The 21,609-nt window shown below is 65.3% G+C and carries 21 protein-coding genes; 8 read left to right on the top strand and 13 right to left on the bottom strand.

The window, feature by feature from the left end:
• Window positions 1–58 precede the first annotated feature (58 nt).
• Complete coding sequence (locus F600_RS0111695) at window positions 59–1,288, top strand: aminotransferase family protein (protein WP_370670709.1); 1,230 nt, start codon at window positions 59–61, stop codon at window positions 1,286–1,288.
• On the opposite strand, the gene F600_RS0111690 is transcribed toward F600_RS0111695, so the two are convergent.
• The 3 genes from F600_RS0111690 to F600_RS0111680 are packed head-to-tail and all read right to left on the bottom strand — an operon-like array spanning window position 1,285 to window position 5,410.
• Window positions 1,285–1,950: a PhzF family phenazine biosynthesis protein gene (locus F600_RS0111690; protein WP_018160804.1), complete on the bottom strand. Its 666-nt coding sequence runs from the start codon at window positions 1,948–1,950 to the stop codon at window positions 1,285–1,287. The genes F600_RS0111695 and F600_RS0111690 overlap by 4 nt on opposite strands.
• Window positions 1,951–1,954: 4 nt before the next feature.
• On the bottom strand, window positions 1,955–4,438 hold the full coding sequence (locus tag F600_RS0111685; RefSeq protein WP_026306453.1) for a DEAD/DEAH box helicase: 2,484 nt from the start codon (window positions 4,436–4,438) through the stop codon (window positions 1,955–1,957).
• A 21-nt stretch (window positions 4,439–4,459) separates the two neighbouring features.
• Complete coding sequence (locus F600_RS0111680) at window positions 4,460–5,410, bottom strand: PAC2 family protein (protein ID WP_018160802.1); 951 nt, start codon at window positions 5,408–5,410, stop codon at window positions 4,460–4,462.
• Between the two features lie 90 nt (window positions 5,411–5,500).
• Between F600_RS0111680 and F600_RS0111675 the strand changes: the two genes are divergently transcribed.
• Both F600_RS0111675 and F600_RS0111670 read left to right on the top strand, forming a co-directional pair.
• Window positions 5,501–6,193 (top strand): hypothetical protein, encoded by a 693-nt coding sequence (locus tag F600_RS0111675; protein WP_156024540.1) that lies wholly within the window; start codon window positions 5,501–5,503, stop codon window positions 6,191–6,193.
• 73 nt (window positions 6,194–6,266) lie between these two features.
• On the top strand, window positions 6,267–7,307 hold the full coding sequence (locus tag F600_RS0111670; protein ID WP_156024539.1) for a DUF4192 domain-containing protein: 1,041 nt from the start codon (window positions 6,267–6,269) through the stop codon (window positions 7,305–7,307).
• 8 nt (window positions 7,308–7,315) lie between these two features.
• On the opposite strand, the gene galE is transcribed toward F600_RS0111670, so the two are convergent.
• The 4 genes from galE to F600_RS0111650 all read right to left on the bottom strand — a co-directional run bounded on the left by galE (window position 7,316) and on the right by F600_RS0111650 (window position 10,667).
• On the bottom strand, window positions 7,316–8,299 hold the full coding sequence (galE, locus tag F600_RS0111665; protein ID WP_018160799.1) for a UDP-glucose 4-epimerase GalE: 984 nt from the start codon (window positions 8,297–8,299) through the stop codon (window positions 7,316–7,318).
• A 21-nt stretch (window positions 8,300–8,320) separates the two neighbouring features.
• Window positions 8,321–9,004, bottom strand: a complete 684-nt coding sequence (locus tag F600_RS0111660) for an iron-dependent transcriptional repressor DtxR (RefSeq protein ID WP_026306452.1) — start codon at window positions 9,002–9,004, stop codon at window positions 8,321–8,323.
• A 147-nt stretch (window positions 9,005–9,151) separates the two neighbouring features.
• Window positions 9,152–10,117, bottom strand: coding sequence for a sigma-70 family RNA polymerase sigma factor (locus F600_RS0111655; protein WP_026306451.1), 966 nt, complete (start codon window positions 10,115–10,117; stop codon window positions 9,152–9,154).
• A gap of 181 nt (window positions 10,118–10,298) precedes the next feature.
• A complete protein-coding gene (locus F600_RS0111650; RefSeq protein ID WP_018160796.1) occupies window positions 10,299–10,667 on the bottom strand; it encodes a DUF3099 domain-containing protein in 369 nt (122 codons plus the stop codon).
• A gap of 113 nt (window positions 10,668–10,780) precedes the next feature.
• On the opposite strand from F600_RS0111650, the gene F600_RS31160 reads away from it, so the two are divergent.
• Window positions 10,781–11,017, top strand: coding sequence for a DUF3039 domain-containing protein (locus F600_RS31160; protein ID WP_081628809.1), 237 nt, complete (start codon window positions 10,781–10,783; stop codon window positions 11,015–11,017).
• On the opposite strand, the gene F600_RS27860 is transcribed toward F600_RS31160, so the two are convergent.
• Window positions 10,903–12,084, bottom strand: a complete 1,182-nt coding sequence (locus F600_RS27860; protein WP_245541524.1) for a YihY/virulence factor BrkB family protein — start codon at window positions 12,082–12,084, stop codon at window positions 10,903–10,905. The two genes, F600_RS31160 and F600_RS27860, sit on opposite strands and share 115 nt — an antisense overlap.
• A gap of 325 nt (window positions 12,085–12,409) precedes the next feature.
• On the opposite strand from F600_RS27860, the gene F600_RS0111640 reads away from it, so the two are divergent.
• Window positions 12,410–14,131: a DEAD/DEAH box helicase gene (locus F600_RS0111640; RefSeq protein WP_026306449.1), complete on the top strand. Its 1,722-nt coding sequence runs from the start codon at window positions 12,410–12,412 to the stop codon at window positions 14,129–14,131.
• A 5-nt stretch (window positions 14,132–14,136) separates the two neighbouring features.
• On the opposite strand, the gene F600_RS0111635 is transcribed toward F600_RS0111640, so the two are convergent.
• From F600_RS0111635 to F600_RS0111620, 4 genes are all read right to left on the bottom strand, one after another.
• Window positions 14,137–14,436 carry a hypothetical protein gene (locus F600_RS0111635; RefSeq protein ID WP_018160793.1) on the bottom strand — a complete coding sequence of 100 codons (300 nt, stop codon included), beginning with the start codon at window positions 14,434–14,436 and terminating at the stop codon, window positions 14,137–14,139.
• A 2-nt stretch (window positions 14,437–14,438) separates the two neighbouring features.
• Window positions 14,439–15,416, bottom strand: coding sequence for an Acg family FMN-binding oxidoreductase (locus tag F600_RS0111630; RefSeq protein WP_018160792.1), 978 nt, complete (start codon window positions 15,414–15,416; stop codon window positions 14,439–14,441).
• Between the two features lie 134 nt (window positions 15,417–15,550).
• Complete coding sequence (locus tag F600_RS27855) at window positions 15,551–17,110, bottom strand: ABC transporter permease (RefSeq protein ID WP_018160791.1); 1,560 nt, start codon at window positions 17,108–17,110, stop codon at window positions 15,551–15,553.
• Window positions 17,110–18,000, bottom strand: coding sequence for an ABC transporter ATP-binding protein (locus F600_RS0111620; protein ID WP_026306448.1), 891 nt, complete (start codon window positions 17,998–18,000; stop codon window positions 17,110–17,112). Before F600_RS0111620 ends, F600_RS27855 begins: the two co-directional genes overlap by 1 nt.
• Before the next feature lie 140 nt (window positions 18,001–18,140).
• On the opposite strand from F600_RS0111620, the gene F600_RS0111615 reads away from it, so the two are divergent.
• The 3 genes from F600_RS0111615 (at window position 18,141) to F600_RS0111605 (ending at window position 20,675) form a co-directional block, all read left to right on the top strand.
• Entirely contained in the window at window positions 18,141–18,821 is a 681-nt protein-coding gene (locus tag F600_RS0111615; protein ID WP_018160789.1) for a response regulator transcription factor, read from the top strand.
• Window positions 18,822–18,886: 65 nt separating this feature from the next.
• Window positions 18,887–20,074: a sensor histidine kinase gene (locus tag F600_RS0111610; RefSeq protein WP_018160788.1), complete on the top strand. Its 1,188-nt coding sequence runs from the start codon at window positions 18,887–18,889 to the stop codon at window positions 20,072–20,074.
• 79 nt (window positions 20,075–20,153) lie between these two features.
• Window positions 20,154–20,675 (top strand): DUF2231 domain-containing protein, encoded by a 522-nt coding sequence (locus F600_RS0111605; RefSeq protein ID WP_040631175.1) that lies wholly within the window; start codon window positions 20,154–20,156, stop codon window positions 20,673–20,675.
• On the opposite strand, the gene F600_RS27850 is transcribed toward F600_RS0111605, so the two are convergent.
• A complete protein-coding gene (locus tag F600_RS27850; RefSeq protein WP_306303919.1) occupies window positions 20,672–21,532 on the bottom strand; it encodes a 1-phosphofructokinase family hexose kinase in 861 nt (286 codons plus the stop codon). The two genes, F600_RS0111605 and F600_RS27850, sit on opposite strands and share 4 nt — an antisense overlap.
• Window positions 21,533–21,609 lie beyond the last annotated feature (77 nt).

Raw genomic sequence — 21,609 nt, 5'->3', positions numbered from 1 at the left:
GAAATGCGCGGCAGGGGTGGACCGCGCAATTGCTCGAAAGATGATGGGGGAGTTTCTGATGGGTGCGCTGTGGCACGGTTTCGCAGATATGGGAGCGGTCGAGCGGGATGGGGCATTCGTCGTCACGCGCGGTGAAGGCGTCCGCATCTACGACGACCAAGGCAACGAGTACCTCGACGCGACCGCCGGCCTGTGGTTCACCAACGTGGGCTACGGCCGCGCCGAGATCGCCGATGCCGTAGCGAAACAGTTGACCAAGATCGGCCATTATTCGAACTTCGGCGACCTGACGACGGACACCGCCATCGAACTCGCCGAGCGGCTGGCCACCATCGCGCCCGTTCAGAACTCGAAGATCATGTTCACACTCGGTGGCTCGGACTCGATCGACACCGCCGTCAAGATGGCCCGTCGCTACTGGGTTGTCATGGGCAAGCCGGAGAAGACCCTCATTGTCGGCCGTCAGAAGGCGTACCACGGCATGCACTGGGCGGGTACGTCGCTGTCTGGACTGCCGCTGAACCGCGAGGGCTACGGCGACCTGATGCCGGAAGCCCGCACGGTCACGTGGGACGACGCGTCGGCCCTGCGTGCGCTCATCGAGGCCGAAGGTGCCGACCGCATCGCGGCCTTCTTCGCTGAGCCGATCATCGGCGCTGGCGGTGTCTACCTGCCTCCCGAGAACTACCTCACCGAGGTTCGGCAGATCTGCCGCGAGAACGACATCCTGTTCGTGGCCGATGAGGTCGTGACGGGCTTCGGCCGCATCGGCGGATCGTGGTTCGCATCGTCGAAGTTCGGGCTCGAACCCGACCTCATGACAACGGCCAAGGGACTGACGTCGGGATATGTGCCGATGGGCGCGGTGTTCGCCGCGCCGCGAGTGTCCGAGCCGTTCTTCGCCGGCGGAACCTGGCTCCGTCACGGCTACACGTATGGCGCCCATGCCGCGGGGGCGGCGGCGGCGCTCGCGAACCTCGACATCATCGAGCGTGAAGGCCTCCTTGTCGAGGCGAAGCGACTCGAGTCGACACTGCACGAGAAGTTGTCGCCGCTTGCCGAACACCCGGCGGTCGCCGAAGTGCGAAGTGGCCTCGGGGCGGTCGCGGGCATCCAGCTCGCGGACGCGTCGAAAGCGATGGGATTCGTGAAGACGCTTCGCCGCCACGGTGTTTCGACGCGGGCGTGCGGTGCGGGTGCGCTGCAGATCTCGCCGGCGTTCGTGATGACCGACGCCGAGGTCGAGGAGTTGGCGACCCGCATCCGGGCCGCGCTCGACGAGTTTTAGACCGGGATCGTCCGGTCGTACACCGTGCGGCCGCCGAGTTCGACCCAGCCGTCGTCCAGGCACTTGGTGAAGATCTGCGATCCGCGTCCCTGCGTGATGGTCAGATTCTTCCGCGTGAGCGTGGTCAGTCGGACGGCGGCGGCGCCGGTGGCCTCGTCTTCGGCGACGCCGAGTCCCGGTCCGAACATCCGCGATCGCACGTTTCCTGGGCTGGTCCACGCCCAGGCGTAATGCTCGCCTTCAGTGAAGTCATCCGGATTCAGCTCGTCGATGTCGCTGGCGTCGGACTTGGGGTGAAACGTGAATTCCGGTGCCCACTCGGCGCGCGCCCTAACCCACGTCAGGCCGTTCTCAGACTCGAATTCGACCTCACCCGCCGCGAGGGCGAGGCTCGTCGCGTTGCTGCCCGTCTGGCCAAGCCACCAGGCAAGGCCGACACTCGGGTGTCCCGCGAAGGGGAGTTCGATCGTCGGAGTGTGGATGCGGGCGACGGCGGCGTCTCCGATGTCGACGTAGAAGATCGTCTCGCTGAAGCCGAGGGCGGCCGCCAACGCTTGCCGTTCGATCGGCTCAAAGCCTTCGCCCTCAACGATTCCCAGCTCGTTGCCATGCTTCCCATGCGCTGCGGTGAAGACCCGAACAACGGTCACCTCGATTGCCACGGCGTCAGCCTACGGCGACTGTGATGCCTTCGAATACGACTTCTTCGCTTTCGGCCGATGCCTCGAGATCGATCACGGCATTGATCGACCAGCCGTGGTCGCCATCCGGGTCGGCGAGCACCTGGCGGACGTTCCAGACACCGTCGCCCTCAGTGAGCTGGAACAGTTTCGGGCCGCGTGCTGCGCCGTCGGTACCGAGTACCTCGTACTCGTCGAAATAGGGCGTCAGGAGTTCCTCCCACCCGTCGGCGTCGAGTCCACTGTGTAGGTCTTCGAGCGCAGACCAGTCCTTGCGCGCCGCCAGCAGGATGTGCCGGAACATCGCATTGCGTACGGCCACTCGGAAGGCCTTGGGATTGGCCGTCATCGGGCGGGCTTCGGCGGGGACGGCGGGAGCCGCCGGGTCGGTCAGTCGCTCCCATTCGTCGATGAGGCTCGAGTCGACGCCGCGGATCAGTTCACCGAGCCATTCGGTGTATTCCTCGAGTTCGTCGGTGCGCACCGAATCGGGAACCGTGCGGCGCAACGCGCGATAGGCATCGGCGAGGTAGCGCAGGACGAGGCCCTCCGAGCGTGCGAGCCCGTAGCGACTCACGACGTCACTGAACGTCATCGACTGCTCGATCATCTCGCGCAGCACCGACTTCGGCGAGGGCGAGAACTCGCTCATCCACGGGTGTCCGCCCACAAATGTCGCGAAGGCGGGTTCGAGCAGTTCATGGCCGAGCGGCTTCGGCCAGGTGATGTCCTCGATGAGTGCCATCCGCTGGTCGTAGTCGAGCCCGTCGGCCTTCATCTCGGCGACCGCTTCGCCGCGGGCGACACTCTGTTGTGCCATGAGAAGTTGGCGCGGGTCTTCGAGGATCGCTTCGACGACCGAGATGACGTCGAGCGTGAAGTCATGGGAGTGCGCATCGAGGAGTTCGAACACCGCCAAGGCGAACGGTGCGAGCGGCTGATCGAGTGCGAAGTCTCGCTGAAGGTCGACGGTCAGGCGAGCCCATCGGCCCTGTTCGTCGGGCTCGTTCATTCGTTCCACGACTCCGCTGTTGAGGAGCGCGCGGTAGAGCCGGATCGCATGCCGGATGTGGCGGCGCTGCGCAGGGCGTGCCTCGTGGTTGTCCTCGAGGAGTTTGCGCATGGCGGCAAAGCAATTACCGGGCCGTGAAATGACATTCAGCAGAAGGGAATTGGTCACTCGAAAGCGTGACACGAGGGGTTCGGGCGAGGCCGCGACGAGGCGGTTGAAGGTGCCTTCGCTCCACGAGACGAAGCCCTCGGGGGCGGGCTTGCGCTTGATCTTCTTGAGCTTCTTGGGGTCGTCGCCGGCCTTTGCGATCGCCTTGGCGTTCTCGACCTCGTGATCGGGTGCCTGAACGACGACGTTGCCCATCGTGTCGAACCCGGCGCGGCCGGCTCGGCCGGCGATCTGGTGGAATTCGCGCGCCCGCAGATGCCGGGTGCGCTGGCCGTCGTACTTGGCGAGCCCGGTCAGCAACACCGTGCGAATCGGGACGTTGATGCCGACGCCGAGGGTGTCGGTGCCGCAGATGATCTTGAGCAGACCCTGTTGCGCGAGGCGTTCGACGAGCCGCCGGTACTTCGGCAGCATCCCCGCGTGGTGCACGCCGATGCCGTGCCGGACCAGCCGCGACAACGTCGCGCCGAAGCCTTTGGCGAAGCGGAAGTCTCCGATCGCCGCGGCGATCGCGTCCTTTTCGGCGCGAGTCGCAAGGTTGAGACTCGTCAGCGCCTGCGCCCGTTCGATCGCCGCTGCCTGTGTGAAGTGGACGATGTAGACGGGTGACTGATTGCCTTCGAGGAGGTTCTCGATCGTCTCGGTGATCGGGACGAGCGAGTAGCTGAAATAGAGCGGCACGGGGCGGTCACCGCCGGTGACGTTGGCGGTCGAGCGACCAGTTCGGCGCGTGAGATCGTCCACGAAGAAGTCGACGTCGCCCAGCGTCGCGGACATCAAGAGGAATTGCGCTTTCGGCAGTTCGAGGAGCGGAACCTGCCACGCCCAGCCGCGATCCGGTTCGGCGTAGTAGTGGAACTCGTCCATCACCACCTGTCCGACGTCGGCGTCGGAGCCCTCGCGAAGCGCCAGGTTCGCCAGGATCTCGGCGGTCGCGCAGATGATGGGAGCGCCCGGATTGACCGCAGCATCGCCGGTCATCATTCCGACTCGGTCCGCGCCGAAGACGTCGCACAACGCGAAGAACTTCTCGCTCACCAGGGCCTTGATCGGCGCGGTGTAGAACGTGCGCTGTCCGGCGGCGGCCGCACTGAAATGCGCGGCCAGCGCGACGAGCGACTTTCCGGACCCGGTCGGCGTCGAGAGGATGACGTTCGAGCCCGACGCCAGCTCGAGGATCGCCTCCTCCTGGGCCGGGTAGAGCGTCATGCCCTGCGCGGTCACCCACGTGAGGAACTGATCGAAAACCCAATCCGGGTCCGGAGACTCCGGCAGTTCGTCGAGAGTCAGGCCCAGATTCACTGGCTAAGGCTACTTCTTCGGCTTGTCATCACCGTCAGAAAGGCCCCAACCGCCCTGCTCGGCGAGGAACCGTTCGAATTCTGCTCCCAGTTCGTCACCGCTCGGCAGCTCGACGCCCTCGGCGAGGAGCGACGACCGACGTTCTTGCGCCTGGATGAACGTGTCGTACTGACGCTCGAGAGCGGCAACCACCGAGGCGACCTCGGAGTTCGACTCGAGATGCTCGGCGACCTGTTCCCGGACGCGAGCGGCCGCATCAGCCAGGGCGGCAAGCGGCAGGTCGAGTCCGGCGTTGTCCGCGACATGCTCCAGGAGCGTCTGTGCGGCTTCGGGGTAGTCGGTCTGCGCGAGGTAGTGCGGAACATGCACCGAGAAGCCCACGGACTCGGCGCCGGCCTGGCCCGTCCGGTATTCGAGGAGGGCCGACGCGCTACCCGGCACCTGCACCTCACCGATCCACGGTTGGTAGTCGCCGATCAACTCGGGATCGCTGGCGTGGGCCGTCATTCCGAGCGGGCGAGTGTGGGGGATCGCCATCGGAATCGCACTCAATCCGATGGTCCGGCGCACGCCGAGCTGCTCCGCCAATCCGCGAACGGCCACGACGAACCGCTCCCACCGCAGATCCGGTTCGAGACCGGTGAGCAGGAGGAACGGGGTTCCGGCGAGGTCCTTAAGCGCGTAGAGCGTGAGTTCGGGCTCCGCGTAGGCCTCGAAGTGGTCGGTCTTGAAGGTCATCATCGGCCGGCGCGAGCGGTAATCAAGCAGCTCATCGATGTCGAATGCCGCGACAGGCTCGGCCTCGAGGCTGTCGCGCAGGTGGGTCGCGGCGAGGCGAACAGCGTGCCCGGCGTCAGTAAAACCCTCGAGTGCATGGATCAGCACCGGGCCATCGCCGTTCTCGCCGGCGAGTTCCGGGACCGGGAAGTGCAACTCGAACAGGTTGTCTCGGGGCTCCATCGTTCCTTTTCCTCTACTGGTTCGACTCCAGTGTCCACTACCGTGGCGTCGGCCGTGCGTTTGCGGTCACGGCTGGCACACTGGGGTGCGATGACGGAATCTGACATGCGCAAATGGCGGCTGGCGGCGACAACGGCAGCTGGCGCACTCCTCCTCGGCGGATGTTCCGAGGGCGTCGTCGGAACGGCTCGCCCCATCCCGCAGGTCACTCCGGCGAATGTTCAGACAGTGTTGCTGGAGACTTCTCAATTTCCCAACACATATCCGGCCGTGGTTCTTCCGCCCCAGGTGGCGGCCCAGGCTGCGGGCGACATGTCCGGCCTTCCGGACGCCGCGGAGAACATCGCTCCCCCCGATTGCAAGCCCGACGCGCCGCCGACGACGGTGGGCGCGTTGGCCGTTGCGGTCGGCACCAACGAGAGCGATCGGTCGACCCTCACGCTGATCGTCGAAAACGTCGGTGACTCTTCGATCGAGAAGTTGCACGACTACGTCACGCGCTGCACGGATATCACCGCCAAGAACCGGGCGGCCGAAATCTCCGTGCACACCGAGGTCTTGCCGTCGCCCGCTGACCTGAAGTCTCCCTCGTTCGTGTGGCGCCGGGTGGTTCGGTCGGGGAGTGCCCTGGCGTCTCTCCACGAGACGATGGTGACGATGGCCGGGCAGGTCGGGGCGATCCGAGTTTTGGTCACTTATATGACCTTCGGCTCGCCATCGCCGGATCTCGACACCATGAAAACCGTCCTGAACAGCCAGTTGTCGAAGATCAAGCATTCCTGATTTATCCACAGGCCGGGGTCCATCTCCGGGCTGAACTCGGGGAGTCGTCCTCGGCGACGACGAACCTGAGTCGGTGCCTTCCGAATTCGACTCCACCCCCATCCGCTGCAGTGTCACATCACCCGGTGATTTGATCGTCGCGGTGCCGGCCATGCTCGGCTTCTTTCCGACCGCCTCCATCGTCCTCATGTTCGTCGGTGGGCCGTCCGGCCGACGGATCGGACCGATCGTCCGGTACGACATGATTCCCGCCGGCTTCGCCGAACGCGACGTGGAGCACATCATCGGGTCGGTGTGCGAGCGCGCTGTCTCCGTCCATGAGGATCTATCGATCCAGTCGGTGATCTGCCTGTTTGTCGACGCCTGGCCGACGACCATGCACGAGATGGTTCTTCGCGTCCTCGACCGGCAGGTGCGCGACTACGGGTTGCGCGTGTCCGACGCGTTCTGGACCCCGGAAATCGCGCCGGGCAAGCCGTACCGGTCGATGCTGTCCGATCGCAAGCATGGCCGGCTCCCGGACCCGACTGCGTCCGAGGTCGCCGCGGCCTCCGTGCTATCGGGACGAAGGATCTTTGAGAGTCGCGACGATCTCACCGCGGTCTTCGCACCGACACCGTGTCCGGAGGCGGACGAGGTGGCCAAACGCCTGCGACGACCGGCGAAACCACCGAAGCCGCAGCTGGGACTTCAACGAGTGCTGCGGGCGGTTCGTGCAGTCGGGTCGGGAGAGACCGTCGGTGTTGAGACCGTCGTCGTGGTGAGCCGGGCGCTCGGCGACAAGAAGGTCCGCGACGCTGCATTGGCCTTGGCCGCCACCGACCAGGCAAAGGCCGCCGAGCTTCTCTGGATCGCCATGGCCCGACTCGCTCCGGCGCCGCAGCGCGCGGAACCCCTGACTCTGCTCGGGCACCTGGCCTACCTCGGCGGTGACGGCGCCATGGCGAGTTCGGCGTTCGCGGCCGCGCTGGAGAGCGACCCCGAGCACGTCCTCGCGGGCCTGCTCGATGAGTCACTCCAGTCGGGAATCGCGCCCACGGAGATTCGCGCTTTCACCGCGTGCGGTTTCGACTGCGCCGCACACCTCGGCGTCGAACTCTCGCCGGCGGGATGAAGACCGTGTCAGCGCGCGGCGTGGGCCCGGTCGCCGAGGTCGCGCAGGAACTCCCACGCATCGGAGACGATCTCGTGCAGCGACGTGTGCTGCGGTTTCCAGCCGAGTTCGGTCATCGCCCGTTCGCTCGACGCGATGAGCACCGCCGGGTCTCCCGGTCGGCGCGGCGAGTCGACCGCCTTGATCGGCTTGCCGACCACTTCCTCGCACGCGGCGATGACTTCACGAACGCTGAAGCCCTCGCCGGAGCCGAGGTTGTAGATGCGGTGCTTACCGGCCTCGGACGACTGCAAAGCGAGCATGTGGGCTTCGGCGAGGTCGCGGATGTGGATGTAGTCGCGGACCGCCGTGCCGTCCTTGGTCGGCCAGTCGGTGCCGAACACCGCGATCTGCTCGCGGTAGCCCAGAGCAACCTGAAGAACGAGAGGAATGAGATGCGTCTCGATGACGCGGTTCTCGCCGAGGCCGCCGTAAGCGCCTGCGACGTTGAAGTACCGAAGGCTCGTCGCGGCGAGCCCATGCGCGACTGCGTACGACGTGATCGCGTGGTCAATCGCCAGCTTCGAGGCGCCGTACGGGTTAGTCGGGCGCGTCGGCATGTCTTCGGTAATGGGGGTGACTTCCGGCTCGCCATAGGTCGCTGCTGTCGAGGAGAACACCAGGCGCGGAACGCCGGCATTGCGCATTGCCTCGATCAACTGAAGCGACTTCACGACATTGCCGAACCAGTACTTCTCTGGATACTCGACCGATTCGCCGACCAGCGACATCGCCGCAAAGTGGAGCACTCCGTCGAACGGAGCACCGCTGCCGAGCAGCGACGGCGCCAGTTCGGCGATGTCACCCTCGACGAACTCGGCACCAGCGGGGACCAAGTCCCGGTTGCCGGTCGACAGGTCGTCGACGACGACGACCTCGTGTCCGCTCTCAAGGAGCACCTGAGCACAGACGCTACCCACATAACCGGCGCCGCCGGTGACCAGAAGCCTCATTCCTCGCCTTCCGAAAAGCCCTCAGACAGTGCGGACAGATACCGCGTGAGCGAGGTCCTCGGCAAGTTCGAAACTGTCGTGGCCGCCAACGCTGATGGTCACCGTACCTGGCTGCACTTCGACGGTGACGCGCGCGTCCGGCACGATGCCGTTGTCCCGCAGATGGCGGATGACGTCCGGTTCGGACTGGATGTATTCGGCGAGGCGGCGAATGACGACCGGCGTCGGCTGACCGATGGGAAGGTCGCTCAGGCGAACGAGTTTCTCGCTGTCCACAATGGTCTCAATGCCCAGCTCATCCAGGCCGGGAATCGGGTTTCCGTACGGCGAGGTCGTCGGGTGGTTGAGCACCTCGACGAGCTTGCGCTCGACTTCCTCGCTCATGACGTGCTCCCACCGGCACGCTTCGGCGTGGACGTCTTCCCAGTCCATGCCGATGATGTCGACAAGGAGACGCTCCGCCAGGCGGTGCTTGCGCATGACCGCAATGGCCAGGCCACGACCCTTGGCGGTCAGCTCGAGGTGACGGTCGCCGGCGACGAGGAGAAGGCCGTCGCGTTCCATGCGGGCGACCGTTTGGCTTACGGTCGGGCCGCTCTGCTCAAGGCGCTCAGCGATGCGGGCGCGCAGTGGAACCACGCCCTCCTCTTCGAGGTCGTAGATCGTCCGGAGGTACATCTCCGTGGTATCAACCAGATCTTTCACCCTCAACACCCTTCTCCCGACCCGGAGTTTACAAGGCGCAACGGGTCCTTTGCGCACTTGAAGCGCTGGTCAGCCGCTGAACAATCGGCTAACCAGCGCTTCTTATGTCAACGAAACGCCAGGACAGATACTTCCCGGCGTGGTCGCTCAGCTCGCGTAGGCGCGCAGGCGGTCTGCGCGATCGCCCTTGCGGAGCTTCGTCATGACCTCTCGCTCGATCTGGCGAACCCGCTCACGCGACAGTCCGAACAGGCGTCCGATCTGGTCGAGCGTGCGCGGCTGACCGTCGTCGAGGCCGAACCGCAGGCGGATGACCTGCTGCTCGCGCTCGTCGAGCGTGCACAGGACCTGCCGAATATCGTCGTGCAGCAGGCCGGCGATGACCACTGCCTCGGCCGACGTCGATTCGGTGTCCTCGATGAAGTCACCGAGCGGCGCTTCCTCGTCGCTGCCGACCGGCATGTCGAGGCTGACCGGGTCACGGCTGTGGTCGAGGAGATCGTTGATCTTCTCCACCGGGATGCCCGACTCCGCCGCCAGTTCCGCGTCCGTGGCCTCGCGTCCGAGCTGCTGGTGCAGCTCCCGCTTGATACGAGCAAGCTTGTTGACCTGCTCGACCAAGTGGACTGGGAGACGGATCGTGCGGCTCTGGTCCGCCATACCGCGCGTGATCGCCTGGCGAATCCACCAAGTGGCGTACGTCGAGAATTTGAAGCCCTTGGCGTAGTCGAACTTCTCCATCGCGCGGATCAGACCGAGGTTGCCTTCCTGGATGAGGTCCAGGAGCGGCATGCCGCGGCCGGTGTAGCGCTTGGCCAGCGACACGACGAGGCGAAGGTTCGCTTCGAGCAGATGTGCCCGGGCGGCCTGGCCGTCTTTGACGATGGTCAGGAGATCGCGCTTCTTGGCGGGCGTCGGAGACGTCGTGCCCAGGAGGAAGTCGGCGTACAGCCCTGCCTCGATCCGCTTCGCCAACTCAACCTCGTCCTCGGCGGTGAGCAGCGCAGTACGTCCGATCCCGTTCAAGTACACACGTACGAGGTCCGCTGCGGGGCTCTGTGCGTCCAGGTCGGCGTCAGTGAGCCGGGGTCGAGTCGTGCTGGGGCTTGTCATTACCTGCCTCCTCGTGAGGGTGCGCGATCGGCGCCGCGTTTGGCAGCGTCATAGTGATCAACGTGAAACCCATCTAAAAGGTTCCCGTTTCACAAGCCGGTGAAACAGGCCTTGACGTGGGGCGATGACAGCGAACGACTGAGAAGTTGCTGAGAATGTGCTCGCTGGGGAACCTGAGCGGTCAGCCGTCGACCGTGTGGTGCTCCCCGCGCGGGAGTTCTGGGGCGTTCGACATGCGCGGGACCTTGCGCTGGGGCTTGGGTCGCTTGATCGGCGGACGGTCGTTCGCAATGAGCACGGCCATCCAGGGGAGTGGAACAGAGATCAGGATGATCGACAACGAGATCCAGGCGCTTTCCCAGATCGAGTATGTGTAGCCGGCGATGAGCAGGCAGGGAATTCGGCATCCCATGAGCAACGTGTATTTGACGATGCGGTCGTGCTGTTCCTCTGCCAATGATCTGCGGGCAGCGGTGATGAGGACCGGGTGGCGGGAGCTGCCCAGGTCATCTGGCAGATCCGTCCACGACGGATCCGGGTGGTTCGCCATATCTCAACTCTGTCACTTGCCTGTGAGCAATGCACCCCTGAGGGACAAATGCGCGGGTTGGTTTCGCACGGAGCCTGCGAGGCGGCCGTTGAACACTGCGGCATGATAGAGGGGTGAGTACGCAAACCGAGGTTCGGCCGGATGAAACCACGCGGGACCAGACCAGTGAAGACACCCCGAAGTTCTTCCACTATGTGAAGAAGGACAAGGTCGCCGAGAGCGCGGTCATGGGTACCTACGTCGTGGCGCTGTGCGGCGAAGTCTTTCCCGTGACGCGTGCACCCAAGCCGGGCTCGCCCGTCTGCGAGGAGTGCAAGCGCATATACGAGTCGCTGCCTTCGGGCCGCTGATCGCCTGATCCCGTTGCCGGCTCCGGGGCCTCTTCGTCAGGGGCGCCGGAGTCGTCTGCGTCTTCCGGGGCAATCTCGCCGTCAGCGTTCGCGGCCCGGGCTTTCTCTGCCGCCACGCGCAGCGGGCCGGTCGCGATGCGCACGGTCTGCACCGTTGTCTGGGCGAGCAGGCCGACGATGGCGACCGAACCGGACGTCACCTGACCCGCGAGTCTTTCCAACGACTGGGCGACTCGAGTCTCCTTCGCCGGCCAGAACTCCTGGATCGTGGCATTGAACTCAGCGCCGATGACGATGGCGAACCCGAGCATGAACGTGAACAACAGGAACGCGATCGGGGTCGCGAGCGCGCCGTAGCTGCTGCCTTCCTTGAGTGCCCACGACAGATAGACCCGCAGCACTTTGCTCGCGACGAGGAAGACGAGTCCGGCGAGAAGAGCGCCGCCGAGCAGGCGATGCCATGGCAACGATTTGTGCAGCGCGAGCTTGTACAGGGTCGTCAGCGCGACGATCAGCAACAACCCGACGACCGGGTAGTAGAGCGTCTGGATGAGTTGGGAACCGACGTTGAACCATCGAGGTGGTAGCCACCCCTCGACGACCTCCGGCCCGACGGCGACGATCGGCAGCACGAAGACGCCGACGATGAGACCGAGGACGTACAGCCAGATCGCATAGAGGCGCTGCACCACCGGATGTCGCGCCTCAGCCTGGTCGTGTGCGGCCGTGATGGCATCGACAAATGTCGAGCATGCCGAGGAGCCGGCCCAGAACGACAGCAGGAAGCTGAGCGACATGATGTCGGCGCGACCGTTCTGGATGACGTCGGTGACCGTGGGTGCGATGAGCTGGTCGACGACGTTGGTACTGAACACGTTTCGGCTGAACGAGATGATTCGCGACTGAAGCAGTTCGAGGGTGTTCGGCCCGAACCACCCGGCGACGTAGCCGATGCTGCCGAGCAATCCGAGCATCAGCGGTGGCAAAGACAGGGTCTGGTAGAACGCTGCCGTCGCCGACTTGGCGAAGATCGAGTGATCCCACGCTCGGGAGATCGTGCGGGTCATGACGTGCCCCGTACGCCGCACCGCCGAGATGGTGGGAAGCGGGCACGTTTCGAGTTCATCGGTCGGCCCGGCATAAACCACGCCGAAGGGCGCGGTCTTAGCACCACTGCTAAACACCGATTCGCTCATTTGTCCCAAGCATCCCTCACGTAACGGGGTAGTCCGTAGCTCCTCCACCGCGTGTCGTGGCCACTACCTGCAAGTTGAAGTCTGCCACTGTCTGGCATTTCGCGAAGGGGATGCGATCGCCGCTAAGCTGCCACTCGCCGAACAATTCATCGCGTCTTCACCGCTAACTCAACCTGCACGAGGAGCCGCACCGAGCGTGCCGACAACTACGAAACCTGCGCCGACAGGCTCTCTGCGGGCATGGCAGCGTCGCGCTCTCACCCGGTACCTGGCAACCAGGCCACGCGACTTCCTTGCGGTCGCGACCCCTGGAGCTGGTAAAACGACCTTCGCCCTCCGGGTCGCTGCGGAGTTGCTCGCCGATCGAACCATCGATCAAGTGACCGTCGTCGCACCGACCGAACACCTCAAGCACCAGTGGGCGGAATCAGCCGCGCGCAACGGAATAGCGCTGGATTCGAACTTCTCGAACTCGACCGGGCAAACGTCGGGTGACTACCACGGCGTGTGTGTCACTTATGCGCAGGTCGCGGCGCACCCCACGAAACATCGCGTGCGCACCGAGAGCCGTCGGACGCTGGTCATCCTCGACGAGATCCACCACGGCGGCGACGCGAAGAGTTGGGGAGAGGCGATCGTCGAGGCCTATGGCGACGCGACGCGCCGCCTGGCGTTGACAGGAACGCCCTTCCGATCCGACGACTCGGCGATCCCCTTCGTCACCTATGAACCCGATGGCCAGGGCTTCCAGCGGTCGAAGGCCGATCACACGTACGGCTACGCCGAGGCGCTCGCCGACGGCGTTGTCCGGCCGGTGGTGTTCCTCGCCTACAGCGGCGACGCGCGGTGGCGCGACAGTGCGGGCGAAGAACATGAGGCGCGCCTGGGCGAGCCGATGAACCAGGAACAGATCACACGGGCCTGGCGTACCGCGCTCGACCCGCACGGTGACTGGATGGCAGCAGTTCTGCACGCGGCGAATCTGCGGCTGACCCAGGTGCGCGCGGGTGGTGTCCCGGACGCGGGCGGCCTCGTGATCGCCACTGACCAGACTGCCGCGCGTGGCTACGCCGACCTCCTCGAGGCGATCACCGGCGAGCGACCCTGCGTCGTTCTCTCCGACGACCCGACGGCGTCGAGCCGCATCGCCGAGTTCTCCAAGACCACTCAGCCGTGGATGGTGGCCGTCCGCATGGTGTCCGAAGGCGTCGACGTTCCGCGTCTGACGGTCGGCGTGTATGCGACCAGCGCCTCGACCCCGCTGTTCTTCGCGCAGGCAATCGGTCGATATGTGCGTAGTCGCCGTCCCGGCGAGACCGCCAGCGTCTTCCTGCCGTCGGTGCCGGTTCTGCTCGGGCTGGCGAGTGAGCTCGAAACCGCGCGTGACCACGTGCTCGGGAAGCCGCATCGCGAGTCCGACGGTCTCGATGACGATCTGCTCGCGGACGCGAACAAGCAGAAGGACGTCAACGACGAGCCGGAGAAGTCGTTCGTTTCGCTCGGTGCGGACGCTGAACTCGACCAGGTCATCTTCGACGGTTCGTCGTTCGGCACGGCGACCTTCGCGGGCAGCGATGAGGAGGCCGACTACCTCGGCTTGCCGGGGCTACTCGACCCCGATCAGATGCGTGCGCTCCTGCGGGAGCACCAGCAACGCCAGGTGACGCGTCGTTCGGCGGCTCCCGCCGTGGCCACCGCTGATTCCGAGCTGGCCGCGAGCGAGCGCGTCGCCAAGGCCGGCAAGTTGTCGGACCTGCGCAAGGAGCTGAACACTCTCGTGGCACTGCATCACCAGCGGACCGGAAAGCCGCACGGGGTCATCCACGGAGCGCTGCGCACCCAGTGTGGCGGCCCGCCGACGGCGATCGCCACGGCCGAACAACTCGAAGAGCGGATCGCCACCCTGCGGAAGTGGTAACCGCTCTACGGCAGCACGGCCGCATCTGAGTTCGCGGCCAACTTCGACATCTGCGCCTGATAGGTCGCCTGGTCGATCTGCTCGTTGAACCGCAGGTGCGAAAGGGTGGACTCGGCCCGCAGCAGCGCATCGGCTCGACCCGTCTTCGACGGGTCGCTCCACACCGAGGGGTGGAGCGACCGCGCGATGGCGCGACTCCGACGTTGATGCGACCGGCGGTCGCGCTTGAGGATCAGGAAGCTCCCCGCGATACACGCGCTACCCAACGCCATGAGCAGGCCGTCGTCGATCATCTCGGTGTGCATGGTCAGATCCCGATCTCCAGAATTTTGTGCACATCGCGTCGGGGCGTCGGTGCGGGAACTTCGGTACCGGAGGCGGCACCGATTCGGACGAGGACCTGCGGGTGGAGATTTGCCGGGACCATCTGTTGTACGACGCCGCGGGTGCCGGGCAACTCGATGAGATGAGTCAGGGTGCAGCTCGCGAAGCCCGCCATCGTGGCCTCCAGAAGCAGGGTGGAAAGGGCCTCACCGCACCGGAGGAAGTCCCGCCTCGTGTCGGTGTCCGTCGACAGAATGACCACGGTCGAGCGGTCTTCGGTGACCTCGGTCCGGCGATCGACGTTGCCCTGGTGCGGGAACTGCCGACCCACGGCCACCCGCTCGCTCTCCTCGGCAGATGCCAGGTTCTCCCGCGGAATCCCCACGGATCCGAACGCCTGACCGGTCCACCAGTCGAGCTCGGAGTGGTAGCGCGAGTCGTATCGGCGCAGCCCTTCAACGAGTGTGGATGCGCGTTCGAGCGAGCTGCGTAGCTCGTCGGGCACCACGGTCAGCTCGACGTCCGGGCCGAGAGTCGGACGCAGAAGCTGCTCGAACTCCGCCCAACCACGCGGCGCCCGGAGCGGCAACCGGTCGCTGTAGCGGCGTGCCATCGCGTCGACTCGCGCTCGTTCGCTGTCGGTGACGAAGACCGAGCGAGTGAATTCGATGAGCGCGAGAAACTGTGGATCGTTCGGGTTCGGGAACCGTTCCACGACTGACTTGAAGCCCATGCCAGCCATCGCAACGCGAAGGTGATCGAGCGCTGCACCGCAGCTCAGGATGAGTTCCCGGCCGGACGGGTCGGTGTCCTGCAGCAGGCGCTGGGTGTCGGCGTAGAGCTTGAGTCCAGCGCGGTCGTAGTGCCAGCGCCACGGCTGCGTGTTGTGGAGTGAGGGTGCACGAGAGGCAAGCTCGACCGCCGTGGTGATGGTGTCGGCGCCCGGAAGAGTGAGCGTCATTTGCGACTCCTAGAGAACTGCTTTGTGGATGTAATTGACGCTAGGTCTCCGCAACGACCACCAGAGGGGCCGGAAGCCACAGGCCGAAGTGCCCTTTGGCATCGACTCGTCCGGCCCTTCGGGGTCGCCCATGATCAGGCCGTGTCGCGGCTTCGGTAGCGAAGCCATCCGAAACCAACCAGCAGAGCCGCGGCACCGATCAGTCCGACTTCGGGACCCCAGCTGAAGGCGGCCGACGGCAGCAGGGGGACGTGCTGGAACGGCGAAATGCCCGTGACCCAGCTCGGCAGGTCGAGTAGATCGCCCACCACCCCGAGGACAAGGAATGCGCTCAGTGCGATCCATCCGCCCGACGCGAATCGCGCACCGAAGCCGAAGGCCACCAACCCGACTGCGGTGGCAACCCAGACCGCCGGGACGTGCGCCAGCGCAGCTCCGGTGATTCGAAGCAGGCCGTCGTTCGATCCGATGGCGACCGCGATGCCGGTCACGAGCATGAGCCAGGCGCCGCCCACCAGTGCAACCACAGCGGTCCCGAACCACACCGCTGCTCGAGACGTTCTCGTCGCACTGACGGCTTCACTGATGCCGAGTCGTTCGTCCTCGCCGGCATGTGTCGCGACGGCGATTCCGAAGCAGCTGATGGCGATCGCGACGATGCTCAGCTCCGCAGCCAGGAGCGCGTCCCGGACCGCTCCGGGTCCACCGAGCCGGCTGAACAGTTCGCGAGTCGCGTCGTTGTCCAAGAGATCCGACGCCATCGGCGCGATCGCTCCGAGCAGCAGTCCGAGGACAGCCGACGAAACGGTCCAGATGACAATCGACGTGCGGTGGACCCGCATGGCGAGCGCCAGGGGACTCGACAGACGCGGTGAGCCGGACGCGGGGCCGTGCCGATCGGCGAGGAATCCGCCGCCGAGATCCCGTCGGTATCGCAGCAACCCAGCTGCGACGAGAAGGGTCAGGGCCAACACCACGTAGAGCCCGAGTACCCACCACCGCGGCTCCGACCACGGTCGCAGCTGCGTGTTCCAACCGAAGGGGGACAGCCAGCTGAGCCAATTCCAGCTCACGTCACCGATCGCGCGAATTACGTAGAGCACGACAATCGTGCCGATCGCGATGGCGCCGCACGTCCGGGCGCTCGACGAGAGTTGAACCGCAACTGCTCCGATTCCGGTCGCGACCAGGGCGGTGCCTACCCACGCGAAGCCGAAAACCACCGAGCCGCCGATCGGCAATCCGCCGACGATGTTCGCAGCAACCGTGCCGATACCGAGGACAGCCGACAGGAGGAGCGATTCCACCAATGCGGCCGCGTAGGGGGCGTTTCGGTTGATGGGGGCGCTTTGGACGAGTTCAGCCAAGCCGTGCTCTTCGTCGAGGCGAGTGTGTCGCCGGACGAGGGTGACGAATAGCAATGCGACAAACACCGCATACATCACGGTCATCTTCGTCATCGACAGCTCGCCCAGACTCGTGGGGTCGAGGATCGGGCCGTACAACGCGACCGTCGCGGGGGAGGAGCCGATCGCCTGAGCAGCCTGAACACGCGATTGAACCGTGCCATACAGTCCCGGGGTTGCGGCCGCGGACGCGTACACCATCAGGACGAGCATGGTGGTCCAAGCGCTCGCCATCACCCGGTCGCGCCGGAGTGCTTGTCTGGTCAGAATTGTGATTCCCGACGTCATCACTGCCTCCGATAAGCGTCGAGGAACAGTTCCTCCAGGGACGGTTCGGTGCAGGACAACGCTCGGATTCCAGTGTCGGCAAGGGCCGCGAGCACCGCGTCGAGACCGAATCCATCAACCGAACACTCCAGCGTGCTGCCGTCGATGCGAACGTCGTGGACACCCGGGAGCGCCCTCAGGTCAGGTGGGAGCGCAACGAGTTCCGCCCGGATGTTGGCCCGGTGCAGGTGCCTCATTTCCGACAGCTGTCCGGTTTCGACGCACTTGCCGGCACGAATGATGGTGACGTGGTCGGCGAGGTGTTCGACCTCGCTGAGGATGTGGCTCGATAGCAGCACGGTCGTGCCGGCGGCCTTGACCTCGGCGATGAGTTTGTTGAAGACCTGTTCCATGAGCGGATCGAGTCCGCTGGTGGGTTCATCGAGCAGCAGAAGATCGACCGGGGCAGCAAAGGCAGCGACCAGTGCGACCTTCTGACGGTTTCCTTTGGAGTAGGCGCGACCCTTCTTCGTCGGGTCGAGTTCGAGACGGTCGATGAGATCGTCTCGCGCTGATGCGCTGGGTGACAGTCCGCGCAGGCGTAAGAGGAGGTCGATGGTCTCCCCGCCCGTGAGATTCGGCCACAGCGCGATGTCTCCCGGAACGTATGCCAGGCGACGATGAATCTCGACCGAGTCCGTCCATGGATCGCGCCCGAATACGCGAGCGATCCCGCCATCGGTCCGGATGAGGCCCAACAGTGCGCGCAATGTCGTCGACTTGCCAGACCCATTCGGACCGAGGAATCCGTGAACCTCCCCGGGCTGGACCACGAGGTCCAAGCCGTCGAGAGCGCGAGACGAGCCGTATTTCTTCACGAGTTGACGAACGGCGATAACGGGTTCAGACACCGTGCACTCCTTTCAGTGTTGCCCCATCGTCGCCGTCAAGATCGATCTCGGGGGAGGGCCGAAAGTCGTTCCACCGGCGGGCACAACGCCCTCGGGTGCGGGGGTCGCCGGACCGGGAACTGCTGTGGCAGGCTCGAACCATGGTCGACACCGCGCCCAAACCGGTGGTGCTGCTGGTCGAGGACGATCGGCAACTTGCCGCCATGCTGGCCGGTTTGCTCACCGAGGAGGGATACCGTGTCGACGTCGCACGCGACGGCCAAACCGGGCTGCATCACGGGCTCAGCGGCCGGCACGATGTGCTGATCCTCGACCGCGGGCTGCCGGTGATGGACGGAGTCGACCTGTTGACCAAACTGCGCGGGCGAGGTGTCGTCGCCCCGGCGTTGATCCTGACCGCACGTGGTTCGCTGGCGGATCGCGTCGAAGGCCTCGACGCCGGTGCGGAGGACTACCTCGTCAAACCGTTCGAGATCCCCGAACTGCTGGCGCGTCTCCGATCCCTCCTACGCCGCCATCAGGATCGCGCGGACATATTGCAGATCGGTCGTCTTCGACTGGACCGGCGGACTCGTACCGTGGTCGACGACAGCGGCAGTGGCGCCGAGGTCGAGCTGTCCGAGCGCGAGTGTGCACTGCTGAGCGTTCTGGCGGCGTCGCCCGGTCAGGTGTTCACACGAACGCAGCTCCTCAAGACCGTGTTCGACAGTGCCGACACTTCCGGCACCGTGGACACCTATGTGCACTATCTGCGCCGCAAACTCGGCCGAGACATCGTGCGCACCGTCCACGGCACGGGCTACCGAGTCGGCGGACGATGATGCGGCCGTGGCCGAGGCGAGCGGACAACTCCGCACGCGCTGTCCCCGCACCTGACGATCAGGCAGTGCTGCGCCGCGCGGCTCGGGCCGCTGCCTGGCAGGCCGCCTCCATCCTCGGATTGGTCGTGTTGATTGCCGGTATCGCGATCTATCTCGTCGAAGTGCACCTGCAGAATCAACAGATCGCGAACCAGTTGTCGGTGGTGGCGGCAACCGCCGACGACGCGGTCGATCCACCTCCCGGAATGGCGCTGGTGATGCGCGGGCCCGGCGCGAAGATTCAAATGAGCGCGAATGCCCCGACCGGTGCGGCAGCGTTGCTGTCGGGGTCCGCGGGCTATACCGACCTGCAGGCAGGGGACCAGCACTATCGCGCCCTGGTCGCGGACAATCCGGACGGCCGGGTTGTGGTGCTGCTCGATTCCAGTCCGTACGAAGCGGACCGGCGCAGACTCCTGCTTGGACTCGCGCTCGCCGAGGTCGTCGGACTCGCCGTGTCGGCGGCTGTGGCACAACTGTTTTCGCGTCGCGCGATCCGCCCGCTGAATCAGGCGCTCGACCTGCAACGCCGATTCGTCGCCGACGCCTCGCACGAGTTGCGGGCGCCACTCACGGTGCTCCATACCCGTGCTCAGCTCCTGGCTCGCCGGGCTGACCAGCTCGATCCGATCGAGTTGAGACGGCAAGTCGACGGCATCGTCGCCGACACTCGCGCCCTCGGCGACGTGGTGGAAGATCTGCTTCTTTCGGCGTCCCTCGAAGCAGTCCCGCGCAGCCTCGAGCCGATCGATCTGCTCGAGTTGAGTAGGGAGGTTCGCGACAGCGTCACGACCCACGCCGAGTCCATCGGTATCCATGTGGACGTTGAGCAAGGCGCGGCCACTAGCGCTTCTGCCTACGTCGTCATGGGCTCGAGAGCATTGCGGCGCGCACTGTTTGCCCTGGTAGACAACGCGCTGGCGCACGAGCGCCCGGGCGGGAGTGTGGTCCTTCGACTCGACCGAACCGACACAGACGTGTCCGTGGCCGTCGAAGACACCGGTGTCGGGATCGACCCAGAGGTTGTCGACGACCTGTTCACGCGATTCGCACATGGCGAGAATCAACCCACCGGCGGGCGCCGCTACGGCATCGGTCTGGCCCTCGTCCGGGAGATCGCCCAGGCCCACCACGGTGAGGTGTTTGTCGCCTCGACTCCCGGAAAGGGCGCCACCTTCACCCTCTGCTTTCCAGCCGTCGAAAAACGGCACTGACGCTCCCAGAACTCTCCAAGAATCAGCTTCTACCGTTGGGGCCAAAGCGACCGCGGAGCATCAGGAGAAGGAATCTGTCATGGGCCCAACAGTGATCAGCGGACTGCCTGCACACCCCTTGCTGGTTCATTTCGTCGTCGTACTGGTGCCGCTCACGGCATTTCTCCTGATTCTGGCGGTGTGCTGGCCTTATGCCCGCCACCGGATCGGCATCGTGGCCCCGGCAACGGCATTGCTCACGCTGGTCATGGTCCCGATCACGACCAACGCCGGGGAATGGCTGGAACGGCGGACGGAGCCGGACCCGCTGGTGGAGATTCACACCGAGCTCGGCGATCAACTGATCTATTGGTCCGCCGCGGTCTTCCTGGTTGCCGCAGTGTGGTGGGTGCTGCACAACGATCGCGTCATCAAGTGGCGCGAAGATCGCGGGATCGCGACCGCACCGACGCTGGCCAAGGGCATCACGATCGTCGTCGCCGTTCTTGCGGTCGCTCTGTCCGTCGGCTCAGTGGTGCAGGTCTACCGCATCGGAGAGAGCGGTGCGCGCGCCGTTTGGCACGACCAGGCGCAAACGGTCTACCCGTCGAACGACCGCTAGACCTCAGCGGAGACGGCGGAAAACGACCGGTACAGCCTCTCCACGTCCGGCTTCTTGCAGACCTCGGTGCCGGGCGTCAACAACATCGCCGCACCGGCTGCCATTCCGTACCGAACCGCTTCGACGACCGGTAGGCCCTGCGTCAGTCCGACGACGATCCCCGCCACCAGCGCGTCACCTGCACCCACGCCGCTGCCCGGAGGAACCGGAACTGCGGGAATTCGCACCACTCCATCGGCGGATACGAGAAGTACTCCGGCGGCCGCTTTGGAGACCACCACGATCTCGGCCCGGCCTTGCATCACGATGTCCTCTGCCGCGGCCGCCTGCTCATCGTCCGAATCGAGCGGGAGACCGGTGAACTCCCGAAGCTCCCGGACGCTCGGTTTGAGCAAGTAGACCGGCTCGGAAAGATTCGACAGCCCCGCGCCGGACGTATCGACGACGAGTCGGAGCCCACGGAGGCTGCACAGCCGAGCGACTTCGTTGAGGAACCCGGGCGGGACGCCGGGCGGTAGGCTCCCGCTCGCAACGACGAAGCTGCCGTCCGAGGTCGCCTCAGACAGGCGGGTAAGGCATTGTCGCTGAGCTGATTCTGTAAGGCTGGGGCCGGGAAGGACGAAACGGTACTGATTGCCGGTCTCGGTTTCATTGACCGTGAAACTCTCGCGGGTGGGGCCCTCGATGGCGACGACCGCCATCGGAATGCTTGCTTCGGCGAGCAATCCGATGATCTGACCTCCGGTGAGGCCGCCGGCCGGGAACACCGCGCACGCCTTTTCTCCCAGCGCCTGAGCGACGCGGGCGACATTGATACCGCCGCCGCCCGGGTCATAGCGCGACTTCGAGCACCGCAGCTTGTCCCCAGGCCGAACCCGCGGGAGTGCTGGTCGTGATATCGAGTGCGGGGTTGAGCGTGAGTGTCGCAATCATG

The organism is Smaragdicoccus niigatensis DSM 44881 = NBRC 103563 (assembly GCF_000380645.1).
Taxonomy (GTDB): Bacteria; Actinomycetota; Actinomycetes; order Mycobacteriales; family Mycobacteriaceae; genus Smaragdicoccus; species Smaragdicoccus niigatensis.
Note: the sequence above shows the minus strand (reverse complement) of the source record. Positions and strands in the feature narration are given on the sequence as shown.

Coding starts and splice junctions, on each gene's coding strand:
- F600_RS0111695 (WP_370670709.1), top strand. CDS start 59: ATGGGTGCGCTGTGGCACGGTTTCGCAGATATGGGAGCGGTCGAGCGG.
- F600_RS0111680 (WP_018160802.1), bottom strand. CDS start 5,410: ATGGAGCCCCGAGACAACCTGTTCGAGTTGCACTTCCCGGTCCCGGAA.
- F600_RS0111675 (WP_156024540.1), top strand. CDS start 5,501: ATGACGGAATCTGACATGCGCAAATGGCGGCTGGCGGCGACAACGGCA.
- galE (WP_018160799.1), bottom strand. CDS start 8,299: ATGAGGCTTCTGGTCACCGGCGGCGCCGGTTATGTGGGTAGCGTCTGT.
- F600_RS0111655 (WP_026306451.1), bottom strand. CDS start 10,117: ATGACAAGCCCCAGCACGACTCGACCCCGGCTCACTGACGCCGACCTG.
- F600_RS0111650 (WP_018160796.1), bottom strand. CDS start 10,667: ATGGCGAACCACCCGGATCCGTCGTGGACGGATCTGCCAGATGACCTG.
- F600_RS27860 (WP_245541524.1), bottom strand. CDS start 12,084: ATGACCCGCACGATCTCCCGAGCGTGGGATCACTCGATCTTCGCCAAG.
- F600_RS0111635 (WP_018160793.1), bottom strand. CDS start 14,436: ATGCACACCGAGATGATCGACGACGGCCTGCTCATGGCGTTGGGTAGC.
- F600_RS0111630 (WP_018160792.1), bottom strand. CDS start 15,416: ATGACGCTCACTCTTCCGGGCGCCGACACCATCACCACGGCGGTCGAG.
- F600_RS27855 (WP_018160791.1), bottom strand. CDS start 17,110: ATGACGTCGGGAATCACAATTCTGACCAGACAAGCACTCCGGCGCGAC.
- F600_RS0111615 (WP_018160789.1), top strand. CDS start 18,141: ATGGTCGACACCGCGCCCAAACCGGTGGTGCTGCTGGTCGAGGACGAT.
- F600_RS0111605 (WP_040631175.1), top strand. CDS start 20,154: ATGGGCCCAACAGTGATCAGCGGACTGCCTGCACACCCCTTGCTGGTT.